At 50.0% G+C, this 16668-nt stretch carries 15 protein-coding genes; 12 read left to right on the top strand and 3 right to left on the bottom strand.

All coding sequences use genetic code 11. The features are described 5' to 3' along the window. Positions 1 to 31 precede the first annotated feature (31 nt). Genes thrA through thrC form a run of 4 tightly spaced genes read left to right on the top strand, consistent with a single transcriptional unit; the run spans position 32 to position 5297 of the window. Positions 32 to 2479, top strand: coding sequence for a bifunctional aspartate kinase/homoserine dehydrogenase I (gene thrA / locus DN748_RS12285; RefSeq protein WP_112372119.1), 2448 nt, complete (start codon positions 32 to 34; stop codon positions 2477 to 2479). Positions 2480 to 2492: 13 nt separating this feature from the next. After that, positions 2493 to 3428, top strand: a complete 936-nt coding sequence (locus DN748_RS12280; RefSeq protein WP_112372118.1) for a homoserine kinase — start codon at positions 2493 to 2495, stop codon at positions 3426 to 3428. Beyond that, positions 3425 to 3991, top strand: coding sequence for an AAA family ATPase (locus DN748_RS12275; RefSeq protein WP_112372117.1), 567 nt, complete (start codon positions 3425 to 3427; stop codon positions 3989 to 3991). The genes DN748_RS12280 and DN748_RS12275 overlap by 4 nt, the downstream gene beginning before the upstream one ends. 7 nt (positions 3992 to 3998) lie before the next feature. Further along, the gene (gene thrC / locus DN748_RS12270) at positions 3999 to 5297 is read left to right on the top strand and encodes a threonine synthase (RefSeq protein WP_112372116.1); all 1299 of its coding nucleotides are present in this window, start codon (positions 3999 to 4001) and stop codon (positions 5295 to 5297) included. 130 nt (positions 5298 to 5427) lie between these two features. Here thrC and DN748_RS12265 read toward each other — a convergent pair whose 3' ends face one another. Continuing rightward, positions 5428 to 8313, bottom strand: a complete 2886-nt coding sequence (locus DN748_RS12265) for an FAD-binding and (Fe-S)-binding domain-containing protein (protein WP_112372204.1) — start codon at positions 8311 to 8313, stop codon at positions 5428 to 5430. Positions 8314 to 8377: 64 nt separating this feature from the next. Here DN748_RS12265 and DN748_RS12260 point away from each other — a divergent pair, with 64 nt between their 5' ends. The 4 genes from DN748_RS12260 (at position 8378) to DN748_RS12245 (ending at position 11554) form a co-directional block, all read left to right on the top strand. Beyond that, on the top strand, positions 8378 to 8857 hold the full coding sequence (locus tag DN748_RS12260; protein ID WP_112372115.1) for a hypothetical protein: 480 nt from the start codon (positions 8378 to 8380) through the stop codon (positions 8855 to 8857). A gap of 82 nt (positions 8858 to 8939) precedes the next feature. Further along, complete coding sequence (locus DN748_RS12255; RefSeq protein ID WP_112372203.1) at positions 8940 to 9416, top strand: hypothetical protein; 477 nt, start codon at positions 8940 to 8942, stop codon at positions 9414 to 9416. A gap of 130 nt (positions 9417 to 9546) precedes the next feature. Next, a complete protein-coding gene (locus DN748_RS12250; protein WP_236636850.1) occupies positions 9547 to 10686 on the top strand; it encodes a formylglycine-generating enzyme family protein in 1140 nt (379 codons plus the stop codon). Positions 10687 to 10699: 13 nt separating this feature from the next. Continuing rightward, positions 10700 to 11554, top strand: a complete 855-nt coding sequence (locus DN748_RS12245) for a substrate-binding domain-containing protein (protein WP_112372114.1) — start codon at positions 10700 to 10702, stop codon at positions 11552 to 11554. A 122-nt stretch (positions 11555 to 11676) separates the two neighbouring features. Here DN748_RS12245 and ung read toward each other — a convergent pair whose 3' ends face one another. Beyond that, positions 11677 to 12342: a uracil-DNA glycosylase gene (gene ung / locus DN748_RS12240; protein WP_112372113.1), complete on the bottom strand. Its 666-nt coding sequence runs from the start codon at positions 12340 to 12342 to the stop codon at positions 11677 to 11679. Between the two features lie 351 nt (positions 12343 to 12693). On the opposite strand from ung, the gene DN748_RS12235 reads away from it, so the two are divergent. The 4 genes from DN748_RS12235 (at position 12694) to DN748_RS12220 (ending at position 16468) form a co-directional block, all read left to right on the top strand. Next, positions 12694 to 13413 carry an NUDIX hydrolase gene (locus DN748_RS12235; RefSeq protein ID WP_112372112.1) on the top strand — a complete coding sequence of 240 codons (720 nt, stop codon included), beginning with the start codon at positions 12694 to 12696 and terminating at the stop codon, positions 13411 to 13413. 224 nt (positions 13414 to 13637) lie between these two features. Further along, a complete protein-coding gene (gcvT, locus tag DN748_RS12230; protein ID WP_112372201.1) occupies positions 13638 to 14720 on the top strand; it encodes a glycine cleavage system aminomethyltransferase GcvT in 1083 nt (360 codons plus the stop codon). Between the two features lie 8 nt (positions 14721 to 14728). After that, positions 14729 to 15640: a glutaminase gene (locus DN748_RS12225; protein WP_112372200.1), complete on the top strand. Its 912-nt coding sequence runs from the start codon at positions 14729 to 14731 to the stop codon at positions 15638 to 15640. A 15-nt stretch (positions 15641 to 15655) separates the two neighbouring features. After that, the gene (locus tag DN748_RS12220) at positions 15656 to 16468 is read left to right on the top strand and encodes a sugar nucleotide-binding protein (RefSeq protein WP_112372111.1); all 813 of its coding nucleotides are present in this window, start codon (positions 15656 to 15658) and stop codon (positions 16466 to 16468) included. Positions 16469 to 16487: 19 nt separating this feature from the next. Here DN748_RS12220 and DN748_RS19105 read toward each other — a convergent pair whose 3' ends face one another. Continuing rightward, the gene (locus DN748_RS19105; RefSeq protein WP_161554554.1) at positions 16488 to 16652 is read right to left on the bottom strand and encodes a hypothetical protein; all 165 of its coding nucleotides are present in this window, start codon (positions 16650 to 16652) and stop codon (positions 16488 to 16490) included. Positions 16653 to 16668 lie beyond the last annotated feature (16 nt).

The raw sequence follows: 16668 nt of genomic DNA, 5'->3' as shown, positions 1-16668 counted from the left end.
ATCATTATATCAACTCAAGCTTTATTCACAAATGAAAGTCTTAAAATTCGGAGGTTCCTCCGTGGCAGATGCCGAACGCATAAAATCAGTAAAGGATATCGTAGCCGGCAAGGCAGGAGAAAACAAACAGGTTGTTGTGGTTTCTGCTTTTGGCGGTGTTACCGACCTGTTGTTACAGGCTGCCGAAAAAGCTTCCCGGCGCGACGAGGAGTACACCCGGCTTTTCACACAGCTCGAAGAACGTCACCTGAACACCGTACAGCAACTCCTTCCCATCGCATCCCAAAGCAAGACCCTGAGCCATGTCAAAAGGGAACTCAACACCCTCGAAACACTGCTCGAAGGGGCATTCCTTATCGGGGAAACCACTCCGAAACTGCTGGACAGCATCCTCTCGTACGGGGAACTGTTATCATCATATATCATAAGCCAGTATTTCGGTGCGGAAGGGCTGGACACCATTCACAAGGACAGCCGTTCCCTGGTCATAACCGACGAGCGCTACGGGTGTGCCACGGTCGATTTTACCACCACCAATACCCTTTGTGAAACCTATTTTGGTACGGTTACCTATGATGTGGTCGTGGTTCCGGGATTTGTGGCTGCTTCGGCCGCCGGCAACTCCACTACCCTGGGAAGAGGGGGGTCTGATTATACCGCGGCAATTATAGCCGGGGCGGTAAACGCTTCTGTACTTGAGATCTGGACCGATGTGAGCGGAATGTATACGGCAAACCCGAAGCTGGTAAAACAGGCCTTTACCATTCCCGACATCTCTTATGAAGAAGCCATGGAGCTCTCCCACTTCGGGGCAAAGGTGCTCTACCCGCCCACCATACAACCGGTATTGCTCAAAGGAATACCCGTACATATCAGGAACACATTCAAACCGGATCAACAGGGTACCTCCATACGGAAAAACACCAATGGCGCTACGCGTCCCGTAAGGGGAATAAGTCATGTAGACCACATAGCCCTGCTCTCGCTGGAAGGCAGCGGGATGGTAGGCATATCCGGAATTTCCAAACGCTTCTTCGGGGTATTGTCCGATGGCGATATCAATGTTGCCCTGATCACACAAGCCTCCTCGGAGCACTCTATTTGTGTGGGGATTGCACAAAGTGATATGGAAAAAGCGGAAAAAGCGGTCAACGAAGCTTTCGAATACGAGATCGCATCCAGGAAACTGAACCCGGTTAGCGTGGAAAGTGACCTGGCCATCATAGCCCTCGTCGGTGACAATATGAAAAGCCACCAGGGCCTCAGCGGAAAAATGTTCAGTGCTCTCGGCCAGAACAATGTCAATATAAGGGCCATAGCCCAGGGAGCTTCCGAACGCAATATTTCTGCTGTCATTAACAAGGCTGATGTGAAAAAGGCCCTGAACACGCTTCATGAGCGCTTTTTTGAAGACCATGTAAAACAGCTGAACATCTTTGTGATGGGAGTAGGTAATGTGGGAGAGAAGTTCCTGCAGCAGATCGAACGCCAGAAGAAGTACCTCAGGGAAAAACTCAAACTGAACGTACGGGTGGTGGCGCTATCCAATTCCAGAAGGATGTATTTCGATGAAAACGGCATTTCCCTTAAAAACTGGAAAGAATTGCTGGAGCAGGGTGAAACGGCCCATATCGATACCTTTTTCGAAAAGGTCAGGTCGCTGAACCTGCGCAACAGTATTTTTGTAGACAATACGGCGAGTGATGTGGTCGCTGCCACCTATGCCGGATATCTCGAAAACAGTATAGCCGTGGTAACCTGTAACAAGATAGCGAGTTCTTCCGGTTATGAAAATTACTCCCTGCTCAAGGAACTCTCGAGAAAATACAACGCCCCTTTCCTGTTCGAAACCAACGTAGGCGCGGGACTGCCCATTATAGACACCCTGAAAAACCTCGTTGCTTCGGGAGACAAGGTGAATAAAATACAGGCTGTTCTGTCCGGAAGTCTCAATTTCGTATTTAACAACTTTGACGACAAGACGCCCTTTGACGAGGTAGTAAGACAAGCCCAGGCCGAAGGATACACCGAACCGGACCCTAAAATAGACCTTAGCGGTATCGACGTGATGCGGAAAATACTCATCCTTGCCAGGGAAAGCGGATATGCCCTGGATATTGAAGATATTGCTAATGAACCGTTCCTCCCGGAGGAAAGCCTGGATACCGGTACGGTAGATGATTTTTATGCCTCTCTGGTAAAACACCGCACACATTTTGAGCATATATACCAGGAGGCGGCTTCCAAAGGATGCCGGTTGAAGTATGTGGCCGGGTTCGAAGACGGAAAGGCCAGTGTAGGGCTGCAGCATATTCCCAAAGACCATCCTTTTTACAACCTTGAGGGAAAAGACAATATCGTACTGTTCTTTACCGAGCGATACAGTGACCAGCCTTTACTGGTAAAAGGGGCCGGGGCCGGGGCCGATGTCACTGCCTCGGGAATATTTGCCGATATCATACGGGCCGGTAACTTTTAAACCAGAGATCACCATGAAAGAATTACGAATATTCTGTCCTGCCACGATTGCCAATGTAGCCTGCGGATTTGATGTGCTCGGGTTGTGTCTCGATCACATAGGTGATGAAATGGTGGTCAGGAAGACCGGTAGCGGCCAGGTTACCATATCCCGTATAGAAGGCCAGGACCTGCCGCTCGAAGCAGCCAACAATGTGGCCGGCGTTTCTGCAATGGCCCTGCTTAAGGCATTGGGCAGCAAGCAGGGGTTTGATATGGAGATCCATAAAAAGATTAAGCCCGGAAGCGGCATCGGCAGCAGTGCCGCCAGTGCTGCCGGGGCCGTATTTGCCATCAACAGGCTGCTGGGAGAGCCTTTTACTTTGAATGAACTTATCCCCTTCGCCATGGAAGGGGAAAAACTGGCCAGCGGGGCCTTGCATGCCGATAATGTGGCCCCTGCCCTGCTCGGCGGCTTTTCGCTGGTACGGAGTTACGATCCCCTTGATGTGATAAGGCTCCATACTCCCGGTCAGCTTTACGCTACCATCATACACCCGCAGATCGAGGTGAAAACCGCTGATGCCCGGTCGGTACTGAAACATTCCGTACCCCTGAAAAAGGCCATAGCACAGTGGGGTAATGTGGGCGGACTGGTAAGCGGGCTCTATACCGAAGACTACGACCTCATAGGCCGGTCGTTGCACGACGGTATTGTAGAGCCCCTGCGCAGCCTGCTGATCCCGAGGTTCGACCAGGTAAAACAGGCTTCGGCAGAAGCTGGCGCCCTGGGCAGTGGCATATCGGGATCGGGACCTTCGATATTTGCCCTGAGTAAAGGGGAGCATACCGCAAAAAAAGTGGCAGAGGCCATGACACAGGTCTATGCCGACAGCGGCGTAGCTTTTGATGTACATGTATCGGGAATCAGTCACGAAGGAGTCCGCCCCACCATGTCCGGCACACCATGACAACTCGCGGCCAGAGACATATTGACCATTTTTTCGTGCTCACCGGGGGGCCGGGGGCAGGTAAGACCACAACGCTTCTGGAGCTTCACCGGAGGGGATTTATGTATATGCCTGAAGTGGCCCGGAAGATCATCAGGGAACAAGCGGATACCGGGGGAAATGCCCTGCCCTGGGGCGATATGACAGCGTACAGGGACATGATGTGGCACCGTTCGGCAGCTGTTTTCGACGAAGCTTTGGCCCGTTGCGAAAAACAAACCGTGTTTTTTGACCGGGGGCTGCCGGATACATTGGCCTATTCCATACTGGAAAACATTCCCGTACCGGACAAGTTCAGCAGGCAACTCGGCGATTATCGTTATAATACCGAGGTTTTCCTGTTCCCCCCGTGGAAGGCGATTTACGGTACCGACACCGAAAGAAAACAGGATTTTGACCTCGCCGTAAAAACCTACGGGGTTATCGAGGATACCTATGTCCGATCAGGTTATAAAACAGTAAAGGTCCCGGAGACCAGTCCGGAACAACGCGCGATATTTATATTGAACCATCTCAACTTATAAAAGCATAATGAAATACTACAGTTTAAACAGGAATAGTGAACAGGCATCCTTCAGCGAAGCCGTAATACGGGGGCTTGCCCCGGATAAGGGATTGTATTTTCCGGAATCTGTAACTCCCCTTCCCGCTTCTTTTATAAAAGAACTGGAAAACCTCGGTGACCATGAAATAGCCTTTAATGCCATACGCCAGTTTACGGGAGGAGAGATCCCCGAAAGCGACCTGAGAGAGATTGTGGAAGGAACCCTTTCCTTCGATTTTCCGCTGGTTCCGGTAGAAGACGATATCTATGCCCTTGAATTGTTTCACGGCCCGACCATGGCCTTTAAGGATGTGGGGGCGCGTTTTATGGCGCGCTGCCTGGGATACTTTAACCGCAACAGGAAAAACGACAGTAAAGTCACCGTCCTGGTAGCCACTTCCGGGGATACCGGTGGTGCCGTGGCCAGCGGATTTCTGGGTGTGGAAGGCGTGGAAGTAGTCATTCTCTATCCTTCGGGCAAGGTAAGTGACATACAGGAAAGACAGCTCACCACACTCGGGCAGAATATTACCGCCCTGGAGGTAAACGGCACCTTCGACGATTGCCAGGACATGGTAAAAACCGCCTTTCTGGATGAAGGATTGAGCGCGAAACAGCTCACTTCGGCAAATTCCATCAACGTAGCGAGATGGTTACCGCAGATGTTTTATTTCTTTTTCGCCTATAAACAACTGAAAAACAAGGACAAGGATGTGGTGTTTGCCGTTCCCAGCGGGAACTTCGGGAATATCTGTGCCGGCATCATGGCCGGTAAGCTCGGGCTTCCGGTACATCACTTCGTGGCTGCCACGAACATCAATGATACCGTGCCTCAATACCTGCACAGCGGGGTATACGAGCCAAAACCGTCAAAACAGACCATCTCCAATGCCATGGATGTGGGGAACCCCAGTAACTTTATACGCATACAGCAACTCTTTGACAACGACCTCAAAAAACTGAAGTCTCATTTTTCATCCTACAGCTATACCGACCGGGAAACGCGGGAAGCCATGAAAAACATCCATAAGTCTTCAGGATATATTGCAGACCCCCACGGTGCGGTGGGCTACCTGGGACTGAAAGAATACCTGAAAGACAAACCCGGGAAAACGGGGATTTTTCTCGAAACGGCCCACCCGGTAAAATTCCTCGATATCGTGGAAGATACCCTGGGCACCGGCATAGCCATCCCGGAACAGATACAGGCTGTCATGGATAAGGAAAAAGTAAAACACCGTATAGCTACTTACGAAGACCTTAAACAATTCCTTCTCGATCGATAGTTAATGTGATAATGTGCCAATGTGATAATGTGTCAATGTGATAATGTGATAATGTGTCAATTGGAATTTGCTAATTGGCACATTGACTAATTCGCTAATTATCACATTGACTAATTGGCTAATTATCAAATTATCCCCGCAATGCCTCCTTCAGGATACTTACCGGGTGCCTCGCGCCCCTGCCTGTTCCGTCCAGGATCTGGTGGCGGCAGCTGGTTCCGTTGGCGGCGATTACGGTATGTTCTCCGGCCTTGTTCACCGCGGGAAACAGGCGCAGGCCTCCCACCTTCATGCTGACCTCGTAGTGCTCCTCTTCATAACCGAAGGACCCGGCCATGCCGCAACATCCGCTGTTTATGATACTCACCGAGTAATTTTCCGGCAGGTTGAGGATGTCGAAGGTCACTTTCTGGTTCGACAGGGCTTTCTGATGGCAGTGATTGTGAATTTTTATTTCTCTTGCTTCGGTAGTGAAATCTGCGGCCGTGACCCTGCCGTTTTCTGCTTCCGCAGCTATGAACTCTTCCAGCAACACGCTGTTTTCAGCCAGGTGTTTTGCGCCTTCCCCGTCGGTAGCCAGTTTCAGGTATTCATCCCTGAAAGACAACACCGCAGACGGCTCCAGCCCGATCAACGGGCAATCGCTGCCTATACGGCCCTTCAGCGCTGCAATATTCTTATCTGCCAGTACGCCTGCCTGCTTTAAAAATCCCTTGGAAAGAAAACTCCGCCCGCTATCGCCGTGATACAGGCCTACTTCATACCCCAACCGCTGTAGCAATTCCAGGGCATCTTCCCCTACATTTCCGTCCAGGTAACCCGTAAATTCATCGATATACAGGACAACTCTTCCTTTCGGCCTGTTGTGGTTCCGCAGGACCTCGCCACGGAAAAGGCGCAGCGGGGGAAAACTGCGTTGCGGAGCTATCCCCATCATTTTTTTCATCAGGGCCGAGGTATGCCTGTTCCGGTACATGCCGTTGGCCAGCCAGGGAAAAACAGACATCATCCTGTTGATACCCGTGTTATAGGCAAAGGCCTTTTCCCTTAATGTGCTGCCATTGGCCCGGTGGTACTGGTACAGGAACTCCGCCTTAAGCGTGGCCATATCCACATTGCTGGGACACTCGTTCCCACAGGCCTTACAGCTCAGGCAAAGATCCAGGACCTCTTTCAGTTCACTGTGGTCAAACCTGTTGGCTTTATCGGAACTGGTCAGGAATTCCCTCAGTGCATTCGCCCTTGCCCGGGTAGTGTCCTTTTCGTTTTTCGTAGCGTGATAACTCGGGCACATGGCTCCCGGAGACCGGTGCGTCTTGCGGCAATCCCCGCTTCCGTTGCACTGTTCCACAGCCCTGAGTATCCCCTGGGTGGCCGAAAAATCCATAAAGGTCGCTACAACCGGTTCTTTCCGGTCGGGCACATATCGCAGGGACTGGTCCATCGGCGGTGCATGAACGATTTTTCCCGGATTGAATATATGCTCCGGGTCAAAAGCAGTTTTGACCCCGGTAAGTAATTCGTAATTCGCATCTCCCAGCATCAGCCGGATAAATTCCGAGCGAACGATCCCGTCACCGTGCTCTCCGCTCAGCGACCCCTTATATTTTTTAACCAGGCGGGCAACATCGGTAGTGATCTTACGGAACAAGGCCACATCTGCGGACGATTTCAGGTTGAGTATCGGCCTGAGGTGCAATTCTCCCGCTCCCGCATGGGCGTAATACACGGCCTGCTGTCCGTATTTTTTCATCAATAGTGAAAACTCATCGATATACGGGGCAAGGTCTTCCAGGGCCACTGCGGTATCTTCTATACAGGCTACCGCCTTACTGTCGCCCACAATATTCCCGAGCAGCCCCAGCCCGGCCTTTCGCAATTCCATAGCCATGCCGATCTCCGCTCCGTATAATACGGGATAGGCATAGGCCGCCGTATCCTTACCCAGCGTTTCCAGCAGCAGTTCCCGCCTCCGCCCGAGGTCTTCCGCGTCATCAGACCGCAGTTCAAGCATCAGTATCGCTTGAGGGTCCTCTTCGATAAAAAAGCGGTTGGGCAATTGGCCCTTGTTATTCCTGGTACAGTCCAGGATAACCTTATCCATCATCTCACAGGTATAAAGATGATGCTTCATTACCGGAACTACCGCATGAAGACAGTCCGTAATACTATTGAAGTGAGCGGCCACCATAACGCTTTGTGCCGGAGGGAGCGGTTCCAGCTGTAAACGGATACGGGTAACCAGGGCAAGGGTCCCTTCACTGCCGCATATGAGCTTACACATATTAAACTTCTCCCCCTTTGCGGCAAAAGGCTTCATCCGCAAAAGCCGGTCCAGTGCATACCCGTTGTTTCTCCGGTGTATTTCCGGTTTCGGAAAACCACTCCTGATCTGCTCTTTTACAGGTTCCGGATAAACAGTATCGTATAACCACCTGTATATATGTCCTTCAAGGCTATTTATTTCAATTTTTTCTTTAAATTCTTTTTCATCCAGTTCTCCGAAAGTCACCTCAGAACCATCAGAGAGCATAACATCCATTTCCAGTACCTTGTCCCCGGTAACCCCGTATTGTATGGAAGTGGTTCCGCTGGAATTATTACCGACCATTCCCCCGATCATGCAGCGGTTGGAGGTAGAGGTATTCGGCCCGAAAAATAACCCGTAGGGTTTCAGCCAGGTATTGAGTTCATCCCGTATTACTCCCGGCTCCACATCTACCGTTGCCTTCTCCCGGTCTATACTGAGAATGCGTGTAAAATGCCGGGATACGTCCACCACGATCCCCTCGCCTACGCATTGTCCTGCCAGCGATGTACCGGCAGTACGGGGGATAAGGGATAATTTCTTTTCCCGGGCATAATGTACCAGCTTTTTCAGGTCTTCCCTGTTCTCCGGATAGGCTACACCGGCAGGATATTTCCGGTATACCGAAGCATCCGTGGCATAGATCGCCCTGTGGAGCATATCATCCTTATATTCTCCCTTGAGTTCCATATCGGGTGATTTTAACATAATAGGATACGATTTGTATGAAAATACCGTTGTATAGGCATACACAAAATTAAAATATATATACATGAAAAAATTATTTCTGCTCCTTATTATTTCTGTGTCCTGTGGCATCTGTTCCGTAAATGCACAGCGTATATCCCCTAATGCCCTGGGGCTCAGAATAGGTGATAGCGACGGCTTCGGAGCCGAAATATCATATCAGCGCCTGCTGCGCTCGAATACCAGGCTGGAACTGGACCTGGGATGGCGGGATTCCCGGTATGTGGATGCTGTAAAAATTACAGCCTTACACCAATGGGTATGGCGGCTGGACGGGAACCTGAACTGGTTTGCAGGGGTCGGTGGCGGACTGGGAAGTTACGACAACGACAAGATCGACAAAAGCGGAACCTTTCTCTTCGCAGCGGGAGACCTGGGCCTCGAATACAATTTCGATATCCCCCTGATACTCTCCCTGGACATGCGTCCCGAAATAGGTTTTAACGATGCCTATCGCGATGGCCTGGACCTCGATATCGCACTGGGAATACGGTACCAGTTTTAGATAAAAGCAGAGAATGGACAAAAAAACTCCGATAAAAATCTTATTTTTACACTGAAATTATTAACACAATAAACCTATGTTTATGAAAAATTTCATGCTATTTGCCACACTTCTTTTCGGTTTTGTGGCTACTTCGTTCGCCCAGGAAATTTCGCCTAATGCTCTCGGACTCCGGTTGGGAGACAGTGATGGTTTTGGTGCGGAGATCTCGTACCAGCGGTATCTGCACTCCAACAACCGCCTGGAACTGGACCTGGGATGGCGGAATTCCGATGACATCGATGCCTTTAAGCTCACCGGTCTCTATCAATGGGTATGGAACCTGGACGGCAATTTTAACTGGTATGCAGGTGCCGGTGGCGGACTGGGAAGCTACGATCACAGTGAAATAGACAGTAGCGGGGCATTTTTCTTCGTCGCAGGAGATGTAGGCCTGGAATACGATTTTGACATTCCCCTTATCCTGTCGCTTGATTTCCGCCCCGAACTCGGTTTTACAGACAAGTACAGGGATGGCCTGGACCTGGATATCGCGCTGGGTATACGATACCAGTTTTAAGATATAATTCACAATACAAGCTCCCGTCAGTTCACACTTTCGGGAGTTTTTGTTTATATACGCCCGATCCCTTCCCGAGGTATTAGGATTTTAAGGCTTTATTATTACCTTTAGGCAAAATTCCGATTCGATGTATTTCAAAAAGCTTATACACTACTTTACCGCCAGTGTCCTCGCAGGTATGATGTTGTCCTGCCAGACCGGTACCAAAGAAAAAAACGGGGAAAGTCATACCGGTGCTCCCGTACCCGATTCGGTAACTTCCTGTGAAAGCAATCTTCCTGACCGTTTCGCCATACAACGGGATACCACCCTGAACATCTCCTCCGGGGAAGTCTCACACGAAGGGATGGTATGGATACCCGGCGGTACATTTGCCATGGGAGCTACCGACAACGAAGGGAGGCAGGATGAATACCCGGCGCACCAGGTAAAAGTGGACGGGTTCTGGATGGATAAGACCGAAGTGACCAACGCCCAGTTCCGCGCTTTTGTAGACGCTACGGGTTATGTAACCACTGCCGAAAAGGCCCCGAAATGGGAAGACCTTAAACCGCAGTTGCCCCCGGGCACTCCCAAACCGCACGACAGTGTTTTTGTAGCGGCTTCCCTGGTCTTTACCCCTCCTGCTCATCCCGTTCCGCTGAACAATGCCTCGCAATGGTGGAGCTGGGTCAAGGGGGCCAGCTGGAAACATCCTGAAGGGGAAGGCAGTACCATCGAAGGAAAAGACAATTATCCCGTAGTACATATTTCCTGGGACGACGCCCGTGCCTATGCCCGGTGGGCAGGAAAGAGACTGCCTACCGAGGCGGAATGGGAATTTGCCTCCCGCGGCGGGTTAAAGGACAACAAATATCCCTGGGGGAACGAGGATATAGAAGCCGGAAGCCCGAAGGCCAATACCTGGCAGGGAACTTTCCCGAATGACAATACGGATTGGGATGATTTTCACCTCGCTGCCCCGGTAGCCACTTATGATCCGAATGGTTACGGATTGTATGACATGGCCGGGAATGTCTGGGAATGGTGCTCAGACTGGTACCGGGACGATTATTACCAGAGCCTGTCAGGCACTGTTGATAACCCACAGGGGCCCGACGACAGTCACGACCCCATGGAACCTACCGTGGCAAAAAAAGTGATACGGGGAGGGTCCTTTTTGTGTAATGCTTCGTATTGTAAGGGATACAGGGTCACTTCGAGAATGAAGTCTTCACCCGATACCGGGCTGCAACACACCGGTTTCCGATGTGTCTCGTCAGAATAAAAATGCCTGATCCATGAAAACCGTAAAAATTACCGGTGTACCGGAACATTTTAATCTCCCCTGGCATTTTGCCATCGACGAAGGTGCCTTCCGGCAAAGAGGTATCGACCTGCAATGGAAAGATACTCCCGAAGGGACGGGAAAAATGTGTAAAATGCTCCGCGACGGAGAGACCGACATAGCCATCATACTCACCGAAGGTATCGTGAGGGACATTGCTTCGGGGAGTCCTTCCCGTATTGTTCAGACTTATGTGGGTACTCCCCTGATCTGGGGAATCCATGTAGCTGCGGGGTCTCCTTTCAGCACCGCAGAAAACCTTCAGGGCAAAAAAGCGGCCATAAGCCGTTACGGTTCGGGATCACACCTGATGGCATTCGTACATGCCCGGAAAATGGGTTGGGATACCGGTACCCTCGATTTTGAGATTGTTCATACCATAGACGGAGCCGTACAGGCACTCACCGACGGAAAAGCCGACTACTTTATGTGGGAGCGTTTTATGACCAAACCCCTCGTAGACCAGGGCGTATTCCGGCGGGTAGGCGATTGCCCCACACCCTGGCCCTGTTTTGTCATTGCCGCAAGAGATGAAATCCTGGAAAAGGATGCCGGTATCATAAAGCACATCCTCGAGGTGATCAATACCTATACGGCCGATTTCAAACAAATACCAAGCATAGACCGCACCCTGGCCAACCGTTTCGGCCAGCACCCCGGGGATATACGCGAATGGCTTTCCCTCACGAACTGGAGCCAGTCCGCTCCCGATCCGGAAATGCTGGAAAATGTCCAGGAGGAGCTACTGAACCTCGGACTGATCGAAGAAAAAAAACCGTATGACAAACTGGTTAAATTAGTTAATTAGCCAATGTGTCAATTAGCCAATGTACCAATTGGTCAATGTGCCAATGAGTAAATCCCAATTATCACATTATCACATTAGCTAATTATCACATTATCACATTGGCTAATTATCACATTATCAAATTACCAACGAACAGGATTCTTGCCGTGTTCTTCCAGGTAAGCATTGGCTTTGCTGAAATGTTTATTCCCGAACCACAATCCCCTGTTGGCACTTAAAGGAGAAGGATGCCCCGTTTCCAGAACCAGGTGCCTGGAACGGTCTATCCTGCTTCCTTTTCTTCGGGCATATCCGCCCCACAGCATGAAAACCACCTGTTCTTTTTCGTCAGATACCTTTTGGATTACCGCATCGGTAAAGGTCTCCCATCCCTTATTCTGGTGGCTCCCCGCCTGGTGTGCCCTTACCGTTAGTGTGGCGTTGAGCAACAGCACTCCCTGGTCTGCCCACCGCTCCAGGTTTCCGCTTACAGGATACGGAATTCCGAGATCGGTCTCTATTTCCTTAAAAATATTGACCAGGGACGGCGGGTGTGCTATGCCGTCGTTTACCGAAAAACAGAGCCCGTTGGCCTGGCCGGGGCCGTGATAGGGGTCCTGCCCTATGATAACCACCTTTACATCGTCGAAACGGCAATGCCCAAACGCAGCAAAGATCTGTCCGCCACGGGGATAACAGGTATACGACCGATATTCCTTTTTTACAAATGTCGCCAGGCCCTCAAAATAAGGTTTGCCGAACTCCGGTTGCAATTGCTCTTTCCAGCTTGGGTCTATATTTACATTCATTATTCAGGGTTTATGATGCTCAAAAATACTTAACTTTTTCCGGAAGTCCCTTCCTTATAGGGGAAGTTGTTAGTTCGTAGTTGTTAGTTCGTAGTTTGTTTGAATGACATTGATCCTGTCATCCCGACGAATCTGCAACCTGTAACTAAAAACCCCTTCATTTTACAGCTTATTGAGGAAAGTTTTAAACAGGTTCCCTGCAAAGTTTAGGCAACTTCTTTTTATAATTGTCCAAAAAACAGGATATTTGACTTTATTCGCTGCTGTACCGCGGTTGCCGCCCCTGTTACCGGAACAATGTGAAGAGAAGTATACCAATAGGTCCTGAGGGATCTGATAAAAAATGTTTAGATGAACAAGAAGGCTATTGACTCCGTGACCATCAGGGAAATGGACAGCAATACTGTTGAAGCGGTTACGATCGACTGTACGATATTCGGATTAAATGAAGGGGTTCTGGAAGTACTTCTCGTACAACATGCCGAGGGTATAAGCAAGGGAAAATGGGGACTTCCCGGGGGGTGGATCAGAAAGGACGAGAGCATAGACGCAGCGGCATACCGGCTGCTGAGGGATCTTACGGGACTGGAAAATATTTACCTGGAGCAGCTCAGGGCATTCGGAGATCCTGCCCGGTTTCCGCTCAGCAGGGTCATTACCATCGGGTATTATGCCCTTATAAAAAAGCAAGATTACCGGCTTAAACCGGGCTTTACCGCTTCGGCGGTAAAATGGTATAAGGTAAAGCAGGTCCCGGAACTGATATACGACCATACCCGTATCCTCGAAGTCAGCCTTAAACGGCTTAAAAGAAGGGTCAGGCAGGCACCCGTAGGCTTTAATTTGCTTCCGGAAAAATTTACACTGCTACAGCTTATGCACCTCTATGAAGAAATACTGGAGGTGGAAATGGACAAGCCTAATTTTCGCCGTAAATTCCTCAAAATGAAACTCCTGGTCCCCCTTAATGAAAAAGAGACCGATGTATCGCACCGTGCGGCCCAGCTCTACAGGTTCGACCCGAAAATATATGAACAGCTCACGGAGAAAGGTTTTAATTTCGAGTTCTGACCTGTACCGGGGCTTTCGTCCGTTTCTCCGGGTTTACGATCTGCTGCTATTGTCCTCTGTTCTTCAATACTGCCTGTTAAAGCGTCAGGGGTACAGGGAATAAACTCCGGGCTTTCTTTCGCCACTCCTTATTTTTTGAATATTTTAGCAGCGTTTTTCGGGATCTGGTTCCCTGCCGGTATTCCGGGAAATATATCGTATCACATACTAACGCTAACAATATGATAAAAAACACAGCATTGACCGAAACCCATATTGCTCTCGGAGCCAAAATGGTACCCTTTGCCGGGTTTAACATGCCGGTACAGTACGAAGGTGTTAATGCAGAGCACGAAACCGTAAGAAAGGCCGTAGGAGTATTTGATGTAAGCCATATGGGTGAATTCCATATATCGGGAAAGGGCGCTCTCGACCTCATACAGAGAATATCGTCTAACGATGCTTCCAGGCTTACCATAGGAAAAGCCCAGTATAGCTGTATGCCCAATAATGAGGGCGGAATTGTTGACGACCTGATCATCTATCGCCTGGGAGACGAAGAATATCTCCTGGTGGTAAATGCTTCGAATATTGAAAAGGACTGGAACTGGATCAGCAGGCATAATACTTTCGGTGCGGTAATGGAAGACCTTTCCGAAACATACTCCCTGCTGGCCATTCAGGGGCCCAAAGCCATTGAGGCCATGCAATCGCTTACCGATATCAGCCTTGGCGAAATTCCCTTTTACAGCTTTGAAACAGGTACATTCGCAGGTATTGACAATATCATTATATCTGCCACCGGGTATACCGGTAGCGGCGGATTTGAGATCTACTGCAGGAACGAGGATGCCAGAGAGGTCTGGGACAAGGTATTTGAAGCAGGCGCGGCTTTCGGGATAAAACCTATCGGACTGGCAGCCAGGGACACCCTCCGCCTGGAAATGGGATACTGTCTTTACGGCAACGACATAGATGATACGACCTCTCCCCTCGAAGCCGGACTGGGGTGGATTACCAAATTCACCAAGGATTTTGTGAATTCGGAAGCACTCAGGGCCCAGAAGGAATCCGGTGTAGAGCGTAAGCTTGTAGGATTCGAGCTCATTGAAAAAGGCATCCCCCGGCACGATTATGATATCGTGAACGAGGAAGGAGAAAAAACAGGCAGGGTAACCAGTGGTACCATGTCGCCTTCCCTGGGCAAAGGCATAGGTATGGGCTATGTCCCTGCCCGACTGGCTGCAGCGGGAAATACGGTGTATATACGGATACGCAACAAGGCGGTACCCGCCAGGGTGGTGAAACTGCCCTTTTACAAAAAATAATGACAACCATGGAATATCAAGGTATCCTGGACCATATTTACAACACTTTAAAAGACGTTCCCGAAAGAGGTGAGGTAGCTTCCTATATCCCGGAACTGCACAAGGTGGACCCTGCCCGTTTCGGTCTGCACCTGCTTACCCTGGACGGGAAGGAGTACGGCTCCGGCGACTTTGATATTCCGTTTTCCATCCAGAGTATTTCCAAGGTCCTGTCATTGTCCAAGGCACTGGACTTTACAGGGCCCGATCTCTGGAAAAGGGTTGATGTTGAACCCTCCGGTAACCCCTTCAATTTCCTGGCGCTGCTGGAACTGGAAAGGGGAATTCCCCGAAATCCGTTTATCAATGCCGGGGCACTGGTAATATGCGATGTACTCCTCTCCGGTTTTTCAGATCCGAAAGAGGATTTTCTTAATTACGTCAGGGAACTCGCCGATGACGACAGCATCCGCTATGATGAAACCGTAGTACGGTCTGAAAAGGAAACCGGCTTCCGGAATGCCGCCGCCGCCAATCTGCTGAAGTCGTTCGGCAATATGGAAAACGAAGTGGAAGACGTCCTGGATTTCTATTTTCATCAATGTTCACTGTATATGAGCTGCCGGCAGCTGGCCCGTACCTTCTATCTGTTTGCCAATGGCGGAAAGAATATGAAGGGAAAAAGTTTTATCTCTGCCAGTCAGGCCAAACGTATCAATGCCATAATGCTGACCTGCGGTTTTTATGACGAGGCCGGCGAATTTGCCTTCGAGGTAGGGCTGCCCGGAAAGAGCGGGGTTGGCGGAGGTATTGTAGCCGTACATCCCGGCAACTACTGTATGGCCACATGGTCTCCGGGGCTCAACGAAAGGGGAAATTCCTTGTTGGGAATGCGCGCCCTGGAAATGTTTACCACCAGAACAGGATTGTCTATATTTTAAAAAACGAAGGTTGTTGTGAAGCGAATACTGATCTTGGGAGCCAGCGGATTTTTGGGAGGTACCCTCTACAGGGAATTATGTCCTTATTACGACACCTATGGAACCTATTTTACTGATGGTTCCGGTGCCGGAAATCAGCATTTCTTCCCGTTCAACCATGAAACCGATGCTGTAGAGGCCCTGATCAATGACATAAAACCGGCCTGTATCATCTCTGCGGTCAAGGGTGATTTCGAATCGCAGGTAGCGCTGCACAAGGAAATCACCACCGTTATTTCCAAACGGGACATCCGGGTGATATTTCTCTCTTCGGCCAATGTTTTTGATGCGTTCAGCAATTATCCTTCCTACGAATACGACAAGACCCTTTCGGAAAGTATTTACGGAAAATTCAAGATCAGGATCGAGAACATGCTGCTCCGCCTGCCGGTATGGCAATATGTTATCGCCCGCCTGCCCATGGTGTTCGGGCCCAATTCGCCGAGACTCGGCGAACTGAAATATTTCCTGGAACACAAGGAGGCCTATGAAGTATTTCCCGACCTGGTGATGAATGTGACCTGTGCCGATAAATTTGCACGGCAGATACACTATATGATCAACCGGCATCTCACCGGCATCTATCACCTCGGAAGCCGCGACCTGATACACCACGATGAATTTATCGGGAATATTACCGAAGAACTCGGGTACGAGCGCCCCCTGTTCAAAAACGTTTATACCCGCAATACCGACCGCTTCCTTGCCGTTCTGCCTAAAGACAACAAACTCCCGGCACAGTGCCAGCTGGAAGTTCAGGATGTGGTAAACAGCACGGTACTGCGGTAATATTGCATGGGGCCGCATTTCACGGCTGCCGGGACACCGTATCCGCTGCCGCCTCCTTTTCCTCTTCATACACAGCATCGTCATCTTCATCCCTGCAGCCATAGGATATTCCCATAATGCAGATCATCAGAAACACGACAACAGGCCTTGCGATACGTAAAAAACTTTCTTTTGTCAGGTACATAGCTATAAGGGTTATT

This window comes from Sinomicrobium soli, assembly GCF_003285545.1.
Taxonomy (GTDB): domain Bacteria; phylum Bacteroidota; class Bacteroidia; order Flavobacteriales; family Flavobacteriaceae; genus Sinomicrobium.
Note: the sequence above shows the minus strand (reverse complement) of the source record. Positions and strands in the feature narration are given on the sequence as shown.

What these genes read in the sequence shown, in the direction of transcription:
- thrA (WP_112372119.1), top strand. Translation starts at nt 32, where the DNA reads ATGAAAGTCTTAAAATTCGGAGGTTCCTCCGTGGCAGATGCCGAACGC.
- DN748_RS12280 (WP_112372118.1), top strand. Translation starts at nt 2,493, where the DNA reads ATGAAAGAATTACGAATATTCTGTCCTGCCACGATTGCCAATGTAGCC.
- DN748_RS12275 (WP_112372117.1), top strand. Translation starts at nt 3,425, where the DNA reads ATGACAACTCGCGGCCAGAGACATATTGACCATTTTTTCGTGCTCACC.
- thrC (WP_112372116.1), top strand. Translation starts at nt 3,999, where the DNA reads ATGAAATACTACAGTTTAAACAGGAATAGTGAACAGGCATCCTTCAGC.
- DN748_RS12265 (WP_112372204.1), bottom strand. Translation starts at nt 8,313, where the DNA reads ATGTTAAAATCACCCGATATGGAACTCAAGGGAGAATATAAGGATGAT.
- DN748_RS12260 (WP_112372115.1), top strand. Translation starts at nt 8,378, where the DNA reads ATGAAAAAATTATTTCTGCTCCTTATTATTTCTGTGTCCTGTGGCATC.
- DN748_RS12255 (WP_112372203.1), top strand. Translation starts at nt 8,940, where the DNA reads ATGAAAAATTTCATGCTATTTGCCACACTTCTTTTCGGTTTTGTGGCT.
- DN748_RS12250 (WP_236636850.1), top strand. Translation starts at nt 9,547, where the DNA reads ATGTATTTCAAAAAGCTTATACACTACTTTACCGCCAGTGTCCTCGCA.
- DN748_RS12245 (WP_112372114.1), top strand. Translation starts at nt 10,700, where the DNA reads ATGAAAACCGTAAAAATTACCGGTGTACCGGAACATTTTAATCTCCCC.
- ung (WP_112372113.1), bottom strand. Translation starts at nt 12,342, where the DNA reads ATGAATGTAAATATAGACCCAAGCTGGAAAGAGCAATTGCAACCGGAG.
- DN748_RS12235 (WP_112372112.1), top strand. Translation starts at nt 12,694, where the DNA reads ATGAACAAGAAGGCTATTGACTCCGTGACCATCAGGGAAATGGACAGC.
- DN748_RS12225 (WP_112372200.1), top strand. Translation starts at nt 14,729, where the DNA reads ATGGAATATCAAGGTATCCTGGACCATATTTACAACACTTTAAAAGAC.
- DN748_RS19105 (WP_161554554.1), bottom strand. Translation starts at nt 16,652, where the DNA reads ATGTACCTGACAAAAGAAAGTTTTTTACGTATCGCAAGGCCTGTTGTC.